Raw genomic sequence first — 15,170 nt, forward strand, 5'->3', positions numbered from 1 at the left:
GTGAACGTGAACCTCACCGGCGCGCGGGAACTGCGGATGGTGGTGACCAACGGGGGCGATAACATCGACTACGATCACGCCGACTGGGCCAACCCAACGATCACCTGCCAGGCGATCCAGAACCAACCCCTGACCATGACGGTGTCGCCCAGCACTGTGGAGATCTTCCACAAGCACACAGCCACGGTGAAGGCGACCTTCAGCGGCACCTTCAACGGCCCGGTCAACCTCAGCCTGCCGCGCGTTTCGCCGGACGGCTCCGTCCTGACGTTGCAGACCTCCCAGGTGTCCTTACCCGCGAGCGGGACGGGGACGGTCACGCGTGATGTGATCATTGAGGCGCCTTCCTTGCCAGGCTCCCTGGGGGATCTGGCGCTGCTGACCGCACAGTACCGCCTGGTGGCGAGCCAGGGCGGTCAGGAGCGGACCAGCGCGCCGCTCACGGTGACGGAGAAACTGTTGACGGTCAGTACATCTCTGATGCCGTCCAGCCTCTCGGGCCCCGTGGGTGCCACGCGCCGCGTGACGGCCACGGTGACGGTATCGCCGGCCCTGGCCCAGCCGGTTCCGATCACACTCTTGGGAACCACGCAGTCCACCAATGATGTCTTCACGGTCGTCCCGGTGGGAGCCCCCTACGGGGATGGTGGCACCATGAAGCAGGATTTCGACGTGACCTTGATTGCGCTCCTGTTCAGTACAGATACATCGGCATACGGAGAGTTCTACGTGCAGGCCGACAGTTTCTCGGGATATCGTCTGCCGTATTACGGCAGTACCGCGCGGTCCCTGACCTGGACGGTGCAGCCGTAAGACGGGCTGTGTTGCCGTAACGTGATCGGGGTAGCCTGACCCGCCGTGACCGATGCCAGGCCCTAGAGCCACCGTTTTCCCATGACGTTCATCCAGCAGACCCAAAAGCTGTACCTCTGATTTCCGCTGAGCTCCCGTGATGTCCAAGCAGTGCTGCATCAGCGTGGCCCACAAGGTTAGCCACGAGGCCCTCCGACAATGGCGGATCACGTTCGGCCCTCTCTTCGCAGAAGACCTACGCCACTCGGAGGGGACGCCGGGGTTCTGGGTAGTCTCTGGATGAAGGCTGGACGAGGGTCAATGGGGTTCGCCAGTGGCTCTGAAGGGCCGTGGACGAGCACGGATGCGTGCTCGTCCGCCTCCTCCAACGGCATCGCAATACCGAGAAAGCGAAGACCGTCCTGACGAGGCTGCTCGGGGCAGACGGTCTTCCAGAGGTGACGCAGACCGACGGGCTCTGCAGCGACGGAGCGGCGGTTCGCGAGAGTCCAAGTCTGGACGAGGTCAACCATTAGCAGGTAATCTCGATCGCCCGCTACAACAGCACCCTGCAAGAACACTGCTCTCTACGGCGCCGTGTTCGACCACAGTAGGGCTTCAAGGGACGGAAACGAGCTCCAGAATGCCTGAGCCTTCACGCCCAGGTCACGAACCTCCACCAGCCTGACCGCACCAGCGTCACTGCCGTCAACAGAACATGCAACCAAAATCAAGCGTTCCAGCCGTGCTTGACCATCGCGGCAGGGGTGGCCTGAACTTCAGGCCACCCCTCTCCTCAGCCTGCCGTGACGCCAGTTCAGGCCACACCACCGGTCACCCTGCCTCAGGGCGTTCCGGAGCGCCCTTGTTCTTGCATGTCCAGCGCCGCGTTGCGGTAAAAGCGCTCAAGGCCCAGGGCGATTGCCTGCGCGAAGCGTTCCCGACCCGCAGCGCTCATCAGCAGCCGCAGATTGCCCTTGTCGGTCAGGAACGCCGTCTCGATCAGCACGCTGAGCTGGGTGGAAGGCCGCGCCAGCGCCAGGTTCTGGTAGTGCACCCCGTCGTTGCCCACCTCCGGCAACTGTCCCACCAGGCTAGCGAGCAGCGTGTCGGCCAGCGTGCGGGCCTGTGGCTGGTAGTAATACACCCCACTGCCGCGCTTGCTGCGGGGGTCCACGCCGTCCGGTAGGGCGTTGGCGTGGATGCTGACCAGCAGGTCGGCGTTCTTTTCCTCGGCCAGCAGCGGGCGGTTGTAGATGGGCACCTGCACGTCCGCCTCACGGCTCAGGACGACCGTCGCGCCTTTTTCGCGCAGCAGTTCGGCCACCCGCAGGGCAATGGGCAGCGTCAGGTTCTTCTCCGGCACCCGCAGCGGCCCGGCGCCCCCCGGCTCGTCGCCGCCATGTCCCGGGTCCAAGAGGATGGTCCGGCCCCGCAGCGGCGTGCGGGCACTCAGTGCGGGTGCGTTGCGGACCCGCAGCACCAGGGCCGTACCCTCATAGGTGGTGTCGTAGCCCCAGGGAGCGCCGCTCAGGTCCACGTGGACGCGGGCCACCCCATCACTCTCCTGGGTCCAGCGCACGTCCCGCACCGGCCCTGTGGGAAAGTCAGAGACGATGTAGTCCACGTCCGCGACACTCTGGAACAACCGCAGGTCCAGGCTGGAGGAGTCTGGGCCGACCTGCTGCTCCACCGTGAAGGGGACGCGAGCAGGCAGGTCCAGCCGCACCTCGCTGTGGGTCGCCCCGGTCTTCACGTCGATGCGGGTAAAGATCGCGCGGGGCAGCGGCGTGCCCTCGGGCTTCAAGGTCAGCGTGGTCTTGGGAGCGTTGAGCGTCAGCGTGCCGGACGCCTGCACGGTGTAGGTGTTGCCCTCTTCACCCACGATCACGGCCTGCGCGCCTGCCCGGGGAAAGACGACATAATTGCGCCCCGCCCCGTTGCGCCACACGAAGGTTCCCGCCTGCACGCCCCGCCCTGGAATGCTGGCTGTGACCTCCGCCACCCGGGGGCCCGTGCCGGTCACGCCGAGCTTGCCCGGGCTGCTCGCCGTGGCGGTGGTGCCGTCCGGCGCGGTCAGGGTGAACTGCACGGGCGCGGGACTCAACTTCTCGGGCAGCAGGAAGGTGCCCTCGTAGCGGCCGGAGGCCGTCTCGGCCATAGGGAAGGGGCCGAGCTCCCCGACCCGGAATGAGGCCGTTGCCCCGGCAGTGCCCGCAAAGGCCACCGGCACGGCGCGCATCTCCAGGGACTGCGGCTGCAGGTAGGCGGTGCGGTCCACGGCAGGCAGCAGCCCGGAGGAGACGATCTGGGCCGCTCCGGTCAGGGACAGCGGTACGGCGCGAGTAACCCGCACCTCCTGGCGGGCAACTGCGCTTCCCTGACCTGACTCCAGCACCAGCACGTTCTCACCGGGTTGCAGCGGCACCCACTCGATGAACAGGCCGTCGTTACCCACATCCACGGGCTGCCCGTTCAGAATCAGATTCGCCCCGGGTTTGACGCTGCCCTCTAGCAGCACGTGGTCGTACGCCACGGTGTACTTGTCCGGCGGATACGCCACGTAAATGGGCGCGTCGCTGATAGGCGGCAGCGAGACTGCGCCGGCTGCCGGTGGCGGGGTGACCGGGGCAGTCTGGGCGAGGGCCAAGGGTGCGGCAGTCAGCAGTAGGGCAGTCAGCAGGGAGCGGCGCAACATGAAACCTCCAAGTGGGTGAAGTGGGGACGAGTGTAGAGGAAGTCACCGTGAGAGTGCCGGGGGCGGGTCAGCCACTCCGGCGAGCCGTATCGTCCGGGGCCGCCTCCCGGCGCGCGACGCCAGGTTACCTTACGCCCGAGGGAGCATAAACAGGAAGGTGACGCCCTCATTGGACGCACCTTGCAGGCACAGCTGTCGCCATGCCGCTCCACGAGGTTTTGTCAGGTCAACAGTTCAGGTGTCGGCCAGTGCTTGACCCCCAGCCCTCCCCTCACCGTTGCCCCAGAAGCATCATGATCATCCGGTACGCGCTCTGGGCTGTACCACCGCTTCTCTCTCAGCCACCGTAACGTGCATGAACCCTTCCATGGGCGCGACATCACCGTCAGTCACGAAACGCTGCGGCAGTGAAACATTAAATTCGCTCCCTTCCTGACCAAGGAACTGCGCCACCGGATGTTGGCCTTCATTGAACTCGTTCGGACCTCTCGGCCATTGACCCGTGCTGAGGTGTGGTTTGTCCGTCTCCCGCTGAGCGTCTTCACCGGGTGGATCACCGTGGCGCCCATCGCCAACATCGCCTTTGCACTACGCAGTTCGGGTGTGCGGGACCTGGGCTTGGCTGAGACGACATGGGCATGGGCCGCCCTGATGTTCGCTGCCGCGACGTTGATCGGCGTGGCCATGACTCGCTTCAGCGAAGGCAACGCATGGTACGCCGGAACGGTCGTGTGGGCCTTGATCGGCATCGTGGTGGCGAACGTCGTACGCGAACCCAACCTCACGGTCGCCATCGCCGCAGGCGCGGCAGGGCTGGTTGCACTGTCTCCTCTCGCAGGAACCACCATGACAAGGCTGACGCCAGCTGCCAAATGAGTGTTCCTGCAGGCGATGGCGTGAGTGCCTCTCGAAATCGAATCTCGATCAGCTTGACAGGTGGCGTTGCTTTAACTGGTCTCAGGGCAGATGGAGGGCAGGGGTGGTCTGAGTTTCAGACCACCCCTGCCGCGACCGTTGACCACGTCTGGAACGCTTGATTCCGCTTGCTCTTTCGGGCCATGGCAGGGACGCCGGTGCGGGAGTGATGGTGGAGATTGGTGATCCGGGCGTGCAGGCACAGGCATTCCTGCGCTCTACCTCTCCTCTTGAAGCCCGGCTGGCTTCGCTCATGACCTCGTGTATGTTCTCGCTCACGTCTTCAATGAGCGCCGAAGCACGGTTTCAGCGCTCATTGAAGACGTTCAGTTGATCTGCCGGAAGGGGACGGGCGAACAGATTCCCTTGCCCGTAGGCACACCCCATCTGGCGGAGGACGTCCCGTTGCGCGCCCAACTCAATGCCTTCAGCCACCACCTTGATGCCCAGCGCTCCGGCAAGCGTGATGACAGCCTCGACCATCGCCCTTTGCCGGTCATCGACCTGACAGCCGGCCACAAATGACCGGTCAAGTTTCACATTGTCAATGGGCAAGCGCTGCAGGCTGGCCAGACTCGACTGCCCGGTCCCGAAATCGTCCAGCGCCACACGAACGCCGAGGGCCTTGAGCTTCATCAACTGCTTGACCCCTTCATCCAGGTCATCCGCCATGGCTGTTTCGGTAATCTCCAGTTCCAGGCGACTTGCGGGAAGGCCGCTGTGCAGCAAGGCCCGCTGAACCACCTCCGGAAAATTGGGCTGATTGAACTGCAGGCGGCTGACGTTAACCGCAACCGTCACTGCGTCCCATGTCCGGGCCGTGAGACAGGCCTGGTTCATGACCCACTCGCCCAGGAGCAAGATCAGTCCGCGCTGCTCCGCAATTGGAATGAACTCGGCTGGGCTGATGACCCCGAGCGCGGGGTGCTGCCAGCGCACCAGCGCCTCTATCGCCACAGGCCGCTCGGTTTGGAGATCCACGATCGGTTGATACGCCAGCGTCAACTGTTCGTCTCTCAAAGCGGAGCGCAGCTTGTGCTCTATCTCCGTCTGACGGTCCTGCACCTGCGCAATGTTGACGTCATACGTCACCGGGCCGCTTCCCTGCCGTTGTTGCGCGCTCGCCAGCGCCTGGTAGGCTTGCTGCACCAGCGTGCTGCCCCGCACCCGGTCGTTGTTCGGCACACTGATCCCGACATTGGCGCTGAAGTGCAATTCATGCCCCTGTGCACTGATGGGGGCGCCCACCACGTCCAGCAATTTTTCTGCAAACAGCTCGGCATCCCGTTGCGACAATAGCGGCGACAGCAGGATGCCGAATTCGTCTCCGCTCAGGCGGGCGATTGTGACCCTTGGGCCGGCTTGCGTGGTGAGTCGCGCCGCCACCTCACACAGCACGGCGTCCCCGACCACCCCGCCGTACGCGTCGTTGATGGAGCGGAAGCGGTTCAGATCCAGCACCAGGACCGCACAATCCAGTCTTCGCCGCCGCACGCCCTGTAAGGCTGTGGTCACATGGTCCAGAAAAGATTGACGGTTGAACAAACCGGTCAGTTCGTCACGCGTTGCACGGCGCGTGAGCTGCTGTTCGTACGTCTTCTGCCGGGTCACGTCGGTCATCGAGGCCATCGAAGCGTACGGACGGGAGTCCCCCGGATGATAGAGCGGCCGGGCATTTACGCTCACCCACCGCGTCTCCCCGCCAGGCCGGGTGGCTTGAATCAAGGTGCCTTCACAGGAGGCCCCCGTGCGAAAGGCAGATGTGATCGGACAATCGTCCAGGTGCAGCGGTGTGCCGTCTTCCAGATGGAACGCCCATCCGGTCAGATCGAGTTTGGGTTGCGGGTCATCACTGGGCGGTATCTCAAAAAACCGTTGTGCCGCCGCGTTGACCGCCGCAAGTTGGCCCGCACTGCTGAACATCAGCAGGCCTTCATCCAGAGCGTCCAGAATAACGCGCGATGAGGCGGTATTCCTCACCAGTTCTGCGTGTTGCTGGGCCCGGGCCAGTGCCTGAGCGCATTGCGTGGCCAGTCCCTGAAGATAGCCCCGCTGGATGGTCGAGAACGTCTGATCACTCGGGAAGCTGAAGACCAGCACACCAGTGGACTCCCCCCCTGCGATCAATGGAAAAATCGCCACGCTGGCAGTGGTCTGGGACAAGCGGAGCTGTGGATAGCGTTCCATCAAGGCTGAACGTGCCAGGTAGAGCGGTGACTGCTCACGGAAGGTTTCTGTTAATGGAAGTGAGGCGCGAAGATCCATCACTTGGTAGTCATGGACGAGTTCCGGCGGATAGCCTACGAACTCGAGCGTCTCCAGCGCCGCCCCATTCCCATGCCGTACGGCCACCAGACCCGCATAGGCCTCGGAGGTGGCATGCGCGTACTCCAGAATGGCGCGTGCCACCTGACTCGGGGTGAGGGCCCGGGCCAGCAGGTCACTGACCGTGAGCAGGCGTAAGCTGTACTCTTCGGCCCTTTTGCGCTCAGTCAGGTCGTGGAACACAATCCGGAAGCCATCAGGATGGGGGTAGATGCGGGTGCGCCGCCACTCCTGCCGCGGCGCACTGTACGTCTCGAATTCCACTCTTCTTCCGGACGCCTGCGCTTCTTGCAGGACAGACCGGAACCGGAAGTCGATTGTCCCCAGGTGCTCCCACACGCTCGTGCCCAGGACACGCTCGGCGCGCAGTCCAGTCCAGTCCTCTGCCGCAGGGTTGAGATAGGTGATCTGCCCCGCGCAGTCCAGGGCCATATACCCTTCGGCAAGATCGCCCATCACCTCGTCAGGCACGTGGTGCATAAATGGGAATGACATCAAAAAGAGACTCCTTCCAGGGTTCGCAGATCGCGATGCCTGCACTGTACTGGAAAGTGTCTGGGGCTGCTCCAATTTTGTGGAACCTTCATCGAGTCAATCCTGTTGGTGGCCTGGCTCCGGAAAAAGACCGAGGGTCAACCGCCGGCGACCTGACAAGGGCAGCCTGAAAAGGAGCCCGTAGCGGCTTGCGTTGACCCGACGGTTCAGGGGCAGGCCAGCTCTGAGCGTCCGACGAGAGAAGATGGCCTTCTACAGCTTGGAGGCCGATTCCAAGGTGGCACAGCGCCTGCTGCCCCTGCCCGTGAGAGTGGACGACATGTGAGTTCCACGCCGCACCACCTTGATGGTTTCGGACACGAGCAGCATGGTGGCCGCAGCCAGAACCGGAGCCAGCCGCCCCAGACTGGCGTCGCGCAGCCTGGAGTCTTCCAACCCGGAGCGCCCCCTTTTTCCGTCGTACCGGGGGCCTGCTGGGGCTCTCCCCTGTCCCGCATGACGCTGCATTCTGATGTGGACAGCCCTCCGGGTTCAGGTCACGCTTGCCGCAGCTTCCTTGGACTTTCAAAGTGGACGGTCTCCAGAGCGTTCCCGCTTCGGGCAACTGGACCGCTCCTCAATACAGCACTCGATTGCGGCCATTGCGTTTTGCCCGGTACAACTGCTGATCCGCCTGGGCGATCAGGCTGCTGGGAAGGCTGATGGGCGTCAACTCAGCCAGCCCAGCACTGAGCGTCACGCGCTCGCCGGGAGGAAGCTCCGGCCAGCGGTGTGTGGCCACGGCCTCCAGCAGGGCGGAGCACCGTCGTGCTGCGGTCTCCAGATCTGTACCGGGCATCAGCAACACAAATTCCTCGCCCCCGTAACGGGCCAGCGTATCTATCGGCTCACACCTTTCACGCACGACTGTGGCCACCCGCTGGAGCACGAGATCACCCGTGAGATGTGAGAAGGTATCGTTAATGCGCTTGAAGTGGTCAACATCAAAAAGAGCGACGGTCAAAGGCTCCCGCCGCGCGTGTGCCTGTTGGATCGCGTGGTCGAAATGCTGATTGAAATATCGCCGGTTGTACAGCCCCGTCAACGTGTCCTGATGGGCCTGCTCGTCCAGGCGGCGCATCAGCTCAAGTTGCTGCTCATGGGCCGTCTCAAGGACACTATTTAAACGCTGCAACTCGTCTGCCCGCTGCCGGGCGACATCTGCCTCACGCCACGCCGTCTCCGCTTCCAGCTCAGTAAGCACGGCTTCTGTCCGTTGTGCGGCCTGCCGGCCAGTGAAGGAGCGTTCGAGGTCCAGGCAGCGCCGCAGGTGCTCAAGCGCTCCTTCGCTGTCTCCCAGGTCCCTCAATGCGGCAGACAGCCCCTCGTGGGCCTGGATGATGATCTCTGAGAGCTGATACAGAGTGCTGCGCTCAAGGGCCTCCCAGAGGAACGTTTGGGCTGCGCGAAGATCACCTGCGCTCTTATGGGCCAGTCCCAAACCAAGCAAAGCCACTGAGGTCAGTGGCCACACGTCATGCCGTTCAAAAATTTCCAACGCAGCCTGCGCCAGGGGAAGCGCGAGAACCGCTTGACCCACTTTGACATGGAGCAGCGCGAGGTTAGCCTGAGCAAGCGCTGTCAGGACCTCGTCTCCATGCTCGAGGAGCACCGGAATCGCCCGTTCGTACAACGTCAGGGCCTGGTCATACTGCTCCAGACGATCATAGGTCACGGCCACATTGATCAGGGCACGGGCCATGTTATGCGGTTCAGCACAGTCTTCGAACAAGACCAGCGCCTGCTGATGGTGGTGGAGAGCGCGCGTGTGGTCACCCAGGGCCGACCAGACATGGCCCAGATTGCCGAGCGAGCGCGCCACCTGATCACTCCTGCCAGCTGCCTGTCGCCGCTGGAGCGCCTGCCGATGGCATCTCGCTGCTTCGGGGTAGTCGCCTCCCATGTCGGCCAAGGCCCCGAGCGCATTGAAGCAATCGGCCTCTCCCAACGGATCACGTCGTTCACTGAACAACGCGAGTGCGCGCGCGAGCAGAGCCGCGGCTTCATCAACCTGACCCATACGGATCAGGGTATCGCCCAAGTACCGCAAGACCGGAGCGATCAGGTCGTCTTGTCCCTGTTCAACTGCCCAACCGTCGGCTCTTCTCAGTGCTTCGGCGGCCTCTTGAAAACGGCCCAGGGTATAGAGGGCCACACCCCGCGAGAAGGTGCTGCGCAACACCTCTTCGGTCGCTCCAAGGCGGACAGCGACCTCGAGAGCCTCTTGCGTCAAAAGCAGCGTGCGCTGAGCATCAGCCGTATGTAAAGCGTAGGCCAGGTCATTGAGTGCCACCAAACGTCTCGGCCCTTCACTACGGCTCAATGCCTCTTCAAGGAAGTCCACCTGTGCATCATTCAAGGGCTTTTCCCCCACTTGATGCTACGGTTTTGATCTGACAATTTTCTGTAACTGGGGAACTTGAACTGTGTTGTATCGCCTTCTTTGGATCGGGATAGGCTGAGCCGCAGTGATCGGCCCCAAGACCTCCCGTCACCGGTTCAAGGGTGAGCATCATCAGGCACGCATATTGGCGCCGGCAGCGTTTCCCACTGAGCTCCTGAACTGCCCAAGCGTTGCTCCACCAGCGCGGCACAGAGATCAGTCGCGGATCATCCGCGAGTGATGCATGAATTTCGCCGTATCTCCTGAAGACCTGCGTCATTGAGAACCCCATTGGGATTCTCAAAGGTCCTTTGATGAAGTCTACATTCCCGTAAATGGGGCCCGACCCTGGCTTTGGAGGGCGTAGACGAGCACAGCTTCGTGCCCAAGGTCGTCGCTCAACGTCGCTGAGATCTGGCAGCTGCGCGTACCTTCCTGACCAAGTCGCTGGGGGAATACGACGTCCTACAGGTTATCCATACTGACCAACTCGCAGCCAGGGAACTGCAATTCAAGAGATCGTGAGACTGGCGGAGGATGATCACCCGCAAGTGATCTCCAAGGCGCGCTGTCACAATAGTGTCGATCGGTTTTACCGCCTCACACGACGTCAAGAACGACAACCACAGGGATTCACGTGAAGGAATCGATCACAGGGGGTTCTCACTCTCCAGCCACCCGAACAACTTGTCCCAACCGCCTGCAGAAGCATTAAAAGTTGAGAAACTGCGCCGCAAGTTGCCTTGCTTAATCGCTCAACCCATTTGCCGGGTTCCTGGATCAACAGCGCGCCACTCATCTTCAATAGACACCTAACGTAGATAAGCCTGCACAACCCAGGGACAATTTCTCGGTGTATTTTCGAACACATAGCATCTGGTCTTACCGGTAAGACCATTCCATGTCCAGGCACGTTGTATCGTGACTCCATGATCACAATGACAGTGTTTAACCATGCGGGGGGGGCCGGGAAAACCAGTCTGACCCTGAATGTGGGACACGAGCTGGCGGTTAGCGGTCTGCGGGTTCTGCTGATCGACCTTGATCCACAGGCCAACCTGACTGGCTGGCTGGGAGTGACGGGCGTTCAGCGTGACCAGACCGTCTACCCGGTGGCGGTGGAGGGCCTGCCCTTGCCCGAGCCGATCAGGATTCACGGCTTGGATCTTTTGCCCGCCCAGGTGGGTCTCGCTGTTGCCGAAGGTCAGATGATGGGCCGGGTAGGCGCTCAGGGCCGCCTGAGGCGCGCGCTGCAGGATGTGGCGGACCGCTACGACGTGGTGATGATCGACAGCCCGCCCAGCCTGGGTCAACTGGCCATCCTCGGTGCACTGGCCGCCGACCGCATGATCGTGCCGGTTCCTACCCGGCAAAAAGGCATTGACGCCCTCCCCGGTCTTCAGGGTGCCTTTGCCGAATACCGCGAGGTCCGGCCCGATCTCACGGTGGCACTGTACGTGCCCACCCTTTACGACGCCCGACGATTGCATGACCGCGAAGTGCTGGCTGATCTGCAACAGCACCTCTCCCCTCTTGCCACGCCGGTGCCTCAGCGCGAGGCAGTATGGCTTGATTCTACCGCTCAGGGTGCGCCAGTGGGCGTCTATGCACCTGGCAGCCCGGTACACGCTGACGTCAAGACGCTGACCGCCGATGTGGCCCGCGCCGCGGGCCTGGCCTACGCCCGGAGCGCCGTATGACCCGCCCCCGCCCCACCCGCCAACGTACGGTAGCCGGTCTGCTGGGCGAGACACCCACCGATCTCAGCCAGCCGGACGTCGTGACCGTGCTTGCTGTGGACCAGCTGCGTCCGGGCACAGGTCAGCCCCGACGCAGCTTCGGCGAGGCTGGCCTGAGGAGCCTTGCCACCAGCATCCGTGAGCAGGGAGTATTACAGCCCCTGCTGGTGCGGCCGGTCAAAGGAGGCCACGAAATTGTTGCCGGTGAGCGGCGCTGGCGGGCCGCCCAGCTGGCTGGTTTACGCGAGGTTCCAGTCGTGGTCCGCGCGCTTGACGATCGGCAGGCACGCCTGGCTGCGCTGCTCGAGAACCTTCAACGCGAGAACCTCAATCTGATCGACGAGGTGGACGCCAAACTGGAACTGGCCGCCGCCGCCCTGGGTCTCCCCCGCGACGAGGCACGCAGCCGGCTGACCCGGTTAACAAAGGAGGCCCCGGGCGAGGAAACTGCGACCCTCGATTCACTGTTCGGACCACTGGGAGAAAGCTGGACCTCCTTTGCCAAGAACAAGCTGAGGATCCTGGGCTGGCCCGGCGAGGTGGTCGAGGCACTGCGCGGCGGACTGCCCCTGACCCTGGCGTCGGTCATCGTCGGTGCACCTGAAGAACACCACGCCCGGCTGATTGGGCTGGCGCAACAGGGCGTTTCCCGCAGTGGTCTGCAAGCAGAAGTCCAACGCTTGGAGCAGCAGGATAAGATCCCCAGCCTAGCCGCCGATGTCGCCCGCAAATTGGGCAGCCGCCGATTCCTGACCGGCCTGAAGCCTGACGAGCGCAAAGCGGTGGATCGCTGGCTGTCCAAGATGCCTGAAGTCCTGAAATAAAACGGTCTTACCGGTAAGACCAGAGTCTTGAGTGTATTGCGAAAATTCCAGAGAGACTGATCCAGGAGGCGCCGCGGCAGGCTGAATCCCCGCCGCGTCCTGATCTCCCCCACCTGAAGATCTGAGCGACTACCCCCCAATCGGGACAGCGACATCGCGTCTGAACTTCGACTGCGGTCCTCACACTCATGCGATCCATTCAAAAACCCACTGCGGACAGTGATCTGAGCAACTCGGCTACACCCTGCCGCTTGTCCCGCAGTAGCCCCGGCACCTGCCAGTGGATGTCCTGAAGTGTTCCGACAGGCAGTTGGGCCAGGACGTCATGCTGCAAGCCCTAGCAAGGTCAGGGGACGGGCCAGATCCCCGCGACTGACCTGGACGTCAGGAACCTCTTCATCACTCGGAGCGGTTGCCATGCGCATCCTGGGCCCGGTCAGGACCGGGCGCGATGGGGGTCCTCGGGCCAGGCGTACTTGCTTATTTCATGAAGGCGCACAACGTCCAGCACAAAGTCCACCTCATTCGCCGGCTTGCACCCGAGACCCAGAATCACCCGGGCTTGTGCAACAGAGTGACGAACGTTCTCACGGGAATCGGGAGTGGCTTTCTTGGCGGCAACAAGGGGCTTTCTCAAGCTTGCCAGCAGCGTGACCAGTTCGCCGTCGGGTTCCAGGGCCAGCTGTCCAAAGACGTAACTGACGGTCTGATTGTTCCCGCGTCCGGTGACCTGCACGTCCTGCAGGTACCTAAACTCCAGGAGGTTGGTGTGAACCGGCTCCAGAGTGCGCCTGATCTTGTCGGGACTTTCTGCTGCGCTGCCTCAGCGCTGGGCCAGGTCCATTGGCGATAGCTGGAGCGTGCCGGTCTTCGACCGATTGTTGCAATCATGCCGCAGGGAATCCAGCACCCGGTAAGTTGCGCGGGCCGCCTGACCCAGCCGCCGCATCGATATGGGCTTCACTGGTTTGAGATAGCCGTTGCGAACGTTGTGTGTCAGTTCCGCGGGCAGCGTCACGGCAATCCCCCTGACCGCGATTGAATCCCGCTTACTGCACGTGAAAGCCAGCTTCTCGATCAGCCGGAAGCCCATAGTCACTCAGTCGTCGTCCTCGTTGCTGCACCAGGCACCGCTGATCCAGTGCTGAGGGGTACTCAGACGTTCCAGACTTTCGCGCACCATGCGCCGATCGGCTCCGCTGCCCTCCAGATCACATCCCTGCAACACACGGAACATGGTGAAGGCCACGTGACCGTTTTCAGGGCAGCCCTAGTCGGTATACAGCTTCTGAAGGGCCAGGTATGACTCATTGTCGATGCCGTGAGGCGCCCCATCCTTTCGCACTCCATTTCATTCTCAATCCCAGCACGTTCTAAGGCGATCTTCGCGGAGGTGTCATCGGAAGCGATTTTGCGCTGAGTGCAGAGCAGGCCAAGTTGAGTGACGTTCAGGTCGTCTCTGAACACAACATCCTGAGCCTGTGTCTTTCACATGTCCTCCGGGACCATCAGTCCACGTGCTGGGATGCGCCGAGAGCATACTGTGATGACTGGGGAGTTTGCCTGAATCGGCCGTCTAGAACGTGATCCTTTCCTCATTTGTCCTCTACCGCTACGAATCGGAAAACACGACTCCACTTCCGTTGTGAATGGGGAGAAACAGGGAGATTGTCCCGTTATGAATGGGGGAAAGAGGCCGAAAATACCGTCTAGAACATAATTTTCTTGCTGCTCTGATGTTGATCGAATCAGTCTTTGATAACAGAAGTACAAAGAAGAAAGGAAACATCAGGCACCCAATAATCCTGGTTTCGGAAGGGGTGCGCTCCACGGAAACTCACGATAGGGGAGACCAGCCGCGCTACATCGGTGTGGTCACATGGGAGGGTATAGGAGCCGCAGCAGCACCTCCAGTCAGCGGTGCTGCTGCGCCGCCGACACGCATCGGGCGCAGTTCAGGACCAGTTAGGTGACGCTGTTGTAAGGTCAACTTGGCCGGTTATTCCGGTGACCTTTTCTACCTTCACTCACAACTTGCCATCACTGTATGTGGACATGGGTCTTGGACGAATCAATTTAGAAAAGAGCTGAACGGCCTGGGCCGGGAGGCACCGAAAAGTCCGCGTTTCTCATGTTCATACAGATGAAATCCCCCTTTCTAGTCATAGGTCTTCCCAGAAGGGGCGGCATCATCAGGTGTCCCACTCTGATAGAGTGTCCCTCATGAGCAGAAGTGTCCCTGATGACAGCCGGGTGATCACAGGACAACTCGGACCCAAATACCGCGCCATCCTTCCCCGTGCCGTGCGTGACATCCTGCATGTTCAGGAAGGCGACACCCTGCTCTACGTGCTGGAGGGTGAGCAGGTCCGCCTCACCACCAAGCGGCAAATGGCCCAGGAACTCTACGGCAGCCTTGCCGAGAATGATGGGCACGATTTCACGGCTGAGCTGCTTCAGGAGCGCCGGACTGAATTGCAGCGGGAGAAACCTTGAGTCGCCCGGTCCTGCTGGACGCCAGCGCCTTGATGGCCTTCATCCGCAAGGAGCCAGGAGGGGAGAGGGTGCTCGCAGAACTCACCACTGGGCAGCGCAGTCACCACGTGGGCGCAGCACAACTCGTTGAGGTGGAAGGCAAGCTGGTCAGCGATGGGAGCTTTACCCCCGAGCAGGTCCGCACCCGACTGCATCAGTTGGGCCAGCTGCTGGAGGTCAGGCCTTTTGAAGTCCGCGCCCAGCAGGCCGCCTCGTTTTATTACGCCCGGCGACGGCCCTATGATCTGAGTCTGGGCGACGCCCTGTGCCTGGGACTGGCCGAAGCTCTGGAAGCTGACGTGATGACTGCCGAGCAGCGTTGGGCCACCCTGCCGGACCTGCCCTTCACGGTGGAGCTCATCCGCTAACCTCGCGCCTCTACCCGGCAGGGCGCTTTCGCCTTGACGCGAGTGGTTGGCTCTCCA

General features: G+C 62.1%; 12 protein-coding genes and 1 pseudogene. 7 read left to right on the top strand and 6 right to left on the bottom strand.

Going from position 1 to position 15,170, the window contains the following annotated elements; translation table 11 throughout:
- Both HNQ08_RS12570 and HNQ08_RS12575 read left to right on the top strand, forming a co-directional pair.
- Window positions 1-813, top strand: an 813-nt coding sequence (locus HNQ08_RS12570; RefSeq protein ID WP_184132511.1) for an NPCBM/NEW2 domain-containing protein, incomplete at its 5' end; no start/stop codon positions are given.
- Between the two features lie 81 nt (window positions 814-894).
- Window positions 895-1,568: pseudogene (locus tag HNQ08_RS12575) on the top strand (DDE-type integrase/transposase/recombinase).
- A 68-nt stretch (window positions 1,569-1,636) separates the two neighbouring features.
- On the opposite strand, the gene HNQ08_RS12580 reads toward HNQ08_RS12575, so the two are convergent.
- Window positions 1,637-3,490 (bottom strand): N-acetylmuramoyl-L-alanine amidase family protein, encoded by a 1,854-nt coding sequence (locus tag HNQ08_RS12580; protein WP_184132514.1) that lies wholly within the window; start codon window positions 3,488-3,490, stop codon window positions 1,637-1,639.
- 456 nt (window positions 3,491-3,946) lie between these two features.
- On the opposite strand from HNQ08_RS12580, the gene HNQ08_RS12585 reads away from it, so the two are divergent.
- Entirely contained in the window at window positions 3,947-4,366 is a 420-nt protein-coding gene (locus tag HNQ08_RS12585) for a hypothetical protein (protein WP_184132517.1), read from the top strand.
- A 345-nt stretch (window positions 4,367-4,711) separates the two neighbouring features.
- On the opposite strand, the gene HNQ08_RS12590 is transcribed toward HNQ08_RS12585, so the two are convergent.
- Window positions 4,712-7,210: a sensor domain-containing protein gene (locus HNQ08_RS12590; RefSeq protein WP_184132520.1), complete on the bottom strand. Its 2,499-nt coding sequence runs from the start codon at window positions 7,208-7,210 to the stop codon at window positions 4,712-4,714.
- A gap of 631 nt (window positions 7,211-7,841) precedes the next feature.
- Window positions 7,842-9,623 carry a tetratricopeptide repeat-containing diguanylate cyclase gene (locus tag HNQ08_RS12595; protein WP_184132524.1) on the bottom strand — a complete coding sequence of 594 codons (1,782 nt, stop codon included), beginning with the start codon at window positions 9,621-9,623 and terminating at the stop codon, window positions 7,842-7,844.
- A gap of 953 nt (window positions 9,624-10,576) precedes the next feature.
- Here HNQ08_RS12595 and HNQ08_RS12600 point away from each other — a divergent pair.
- On the top strand, window positions 10,577-11,347 hold the full coding sequence (locus tag HNQ08_RS12600) for a ParA family protein (RefSeq protein ID WP_184132527.1): 771 nt from the start codon (window positions 10,577-10,579) through the stop codon (window positions 11,345-11,347).
- Window positions 11,344-12,210: a ParB/RepB/Spo0J family partition protein gene (locus HNQ08_RS12605; RefSeq protein WP_184132530.1), complete on the top strand. Its 867-nt coding sequence runs from the start codon at window positions 11,344-11,346 to the stop codon at window positions 12,208-12,210. Before HNQ08_RS12600 ends, HNQ08_RS12605 begins: the two co-directional genes overlap by 4 nt.
- A 436-nt stretch (window positions 12,211-12,646) precedes the next feature.
- Here HNQ08_RS12605 and HNQ08_RS12610 read toward each other — a convergent pair whose 3' ends face one another.
- The 3 genes from HNQ08_RS12610 to HNQ08_RS12620 form a co-directional block, all read right to left on the bottom strand.
- Window positions 12,647-12,946 carry a hypothetical protein gene (locus HNQ08_RS12610; protein WP_184132533.1) on the bottom strand — a complete coding sequence of 100 codons (300 nt, stop codon included), beginning with the start codon at window positions 12,944-12,946 and terminating at the stop codon, window positions 12,647-12,649.
- An 87-nt stretch (window positions 12,947-13,033) separates the two neighbouring features.
- Window positions 13,034-13,228, bottom strand: coding sequence for a hypothetical protein (locus tag HNQ08_RS12615; protein ID WP_184132536.1), 195 nt, complete (start codon window positions 13,226-13,228; stop codon window positions 13,034-13,036).
- A gap of 81 nt (window positions 13,229-13,309) precedes the next feature.
- Entirely contained in the window at window positions 13,310-13,447 is a 138-nt protein-coding gene (locus HNQ08_RS12620; protein ID WP_184132539.1) for a hypothetical protein, read from the bottom strand.
- A gap of 986 nt (window positions 13,448-14,433) precedes the next feature.
- Between HNQ08_RS12620 and HNQ08_RS12625 the strand changes: the two genes are divergently transcribed.
- Both HNQ08_RS12625 and HNQ08_RS12630 read left to right on the top strand, forming a co-directional pair.
- The gene (locus tag HNQ08_RS12625; protein WP_184132541.1) at window positions 14,434-14,706 is read left to right on the top strand and encodes an AbrB/MazE/SpoVT family DNA-binding domain-containing protein; all 273 of its coding nucleotides are present in this window, start codon (window positions 14,434-14,436) and stop codon (window positions 14,704-14,706) included.
- Complete coding sequence (locus HNQ08_RS12630) at window positions 14,703-15,113, top strand: PIN domain-containing protein (protein WP_229790030.1); 411 nt, start codon at window positions 14,703-14,705, stop codon at window positions 15,111-15,113. Before HNQ08_RS12625 ends, HNQ08_RS12630 begins: the two co-directional genes overlap by 4 nt.
- The last annotated feature ends 57 nt before the right edge of the window (window positions 15,114-15,170 follow it).

It is taken from the genome of Deinococcus humi, assembly GCF_014201875.1.
GTDB lineage: Bacteria > Deinococcota > Deinococci > Deinococcales > Deinococcaceae > Deinococcus > Deinococcus humi.

Bases quoted from the DNA above. Each gene is read 5' to 3' on its own strand.
- HNQ08_RS12625 (WP_184132541.1), top strand. From the start codon at position 14,434: ATGAGCAGAAGTGTCCCTGATGACAGCCGGGTGATCACAGGACAACTC.
- HNQ08_RS12600 (WP_184132527.1), top strand. From the start codon at position 10,577: ATGATCACAATGACAGTGTTTAACCATGCGGGGGGGGCCGGGAAAACC.
- HNQ08_RS12605 (WP_184132530.1), top strand. From the start codon at position 11,344: ATGACCCGCCCCCGCCCCACCCGCCAACGTACGGTAGCCGGTCTGCTG.
- HNQ08_RS12580 (WP_184132514.1), bottom strand. From the start codon at position 3,490: ATGTTGCGCCGCTCCCTGCTGACTGCCCTACTGCTGACTGCCGCACCC.
- HNQ08_RS12590 (WP_184132520.1), bottom strand. From the start codon at position 7,210: ATGCACCACGTGCCTGACGAGGTGATGGGCGATCTTGCCGAAGGGTAT.
- HNQ08_RS12620 (WP_184132539.1), bottom strand. From the start codon at position 13,447: ATGTTCCGTGTGTTGCAGGGATGTGATCTGGAGGGCAGCGGAGCCGAT.
- HNQ08_RS12585 (WP_184132517.1), top strand. From the start codon at position 3,947: ATGTTGGCCTTCATTGAACTCGTTCGGACCTCTCGGCCATTGACCCGT.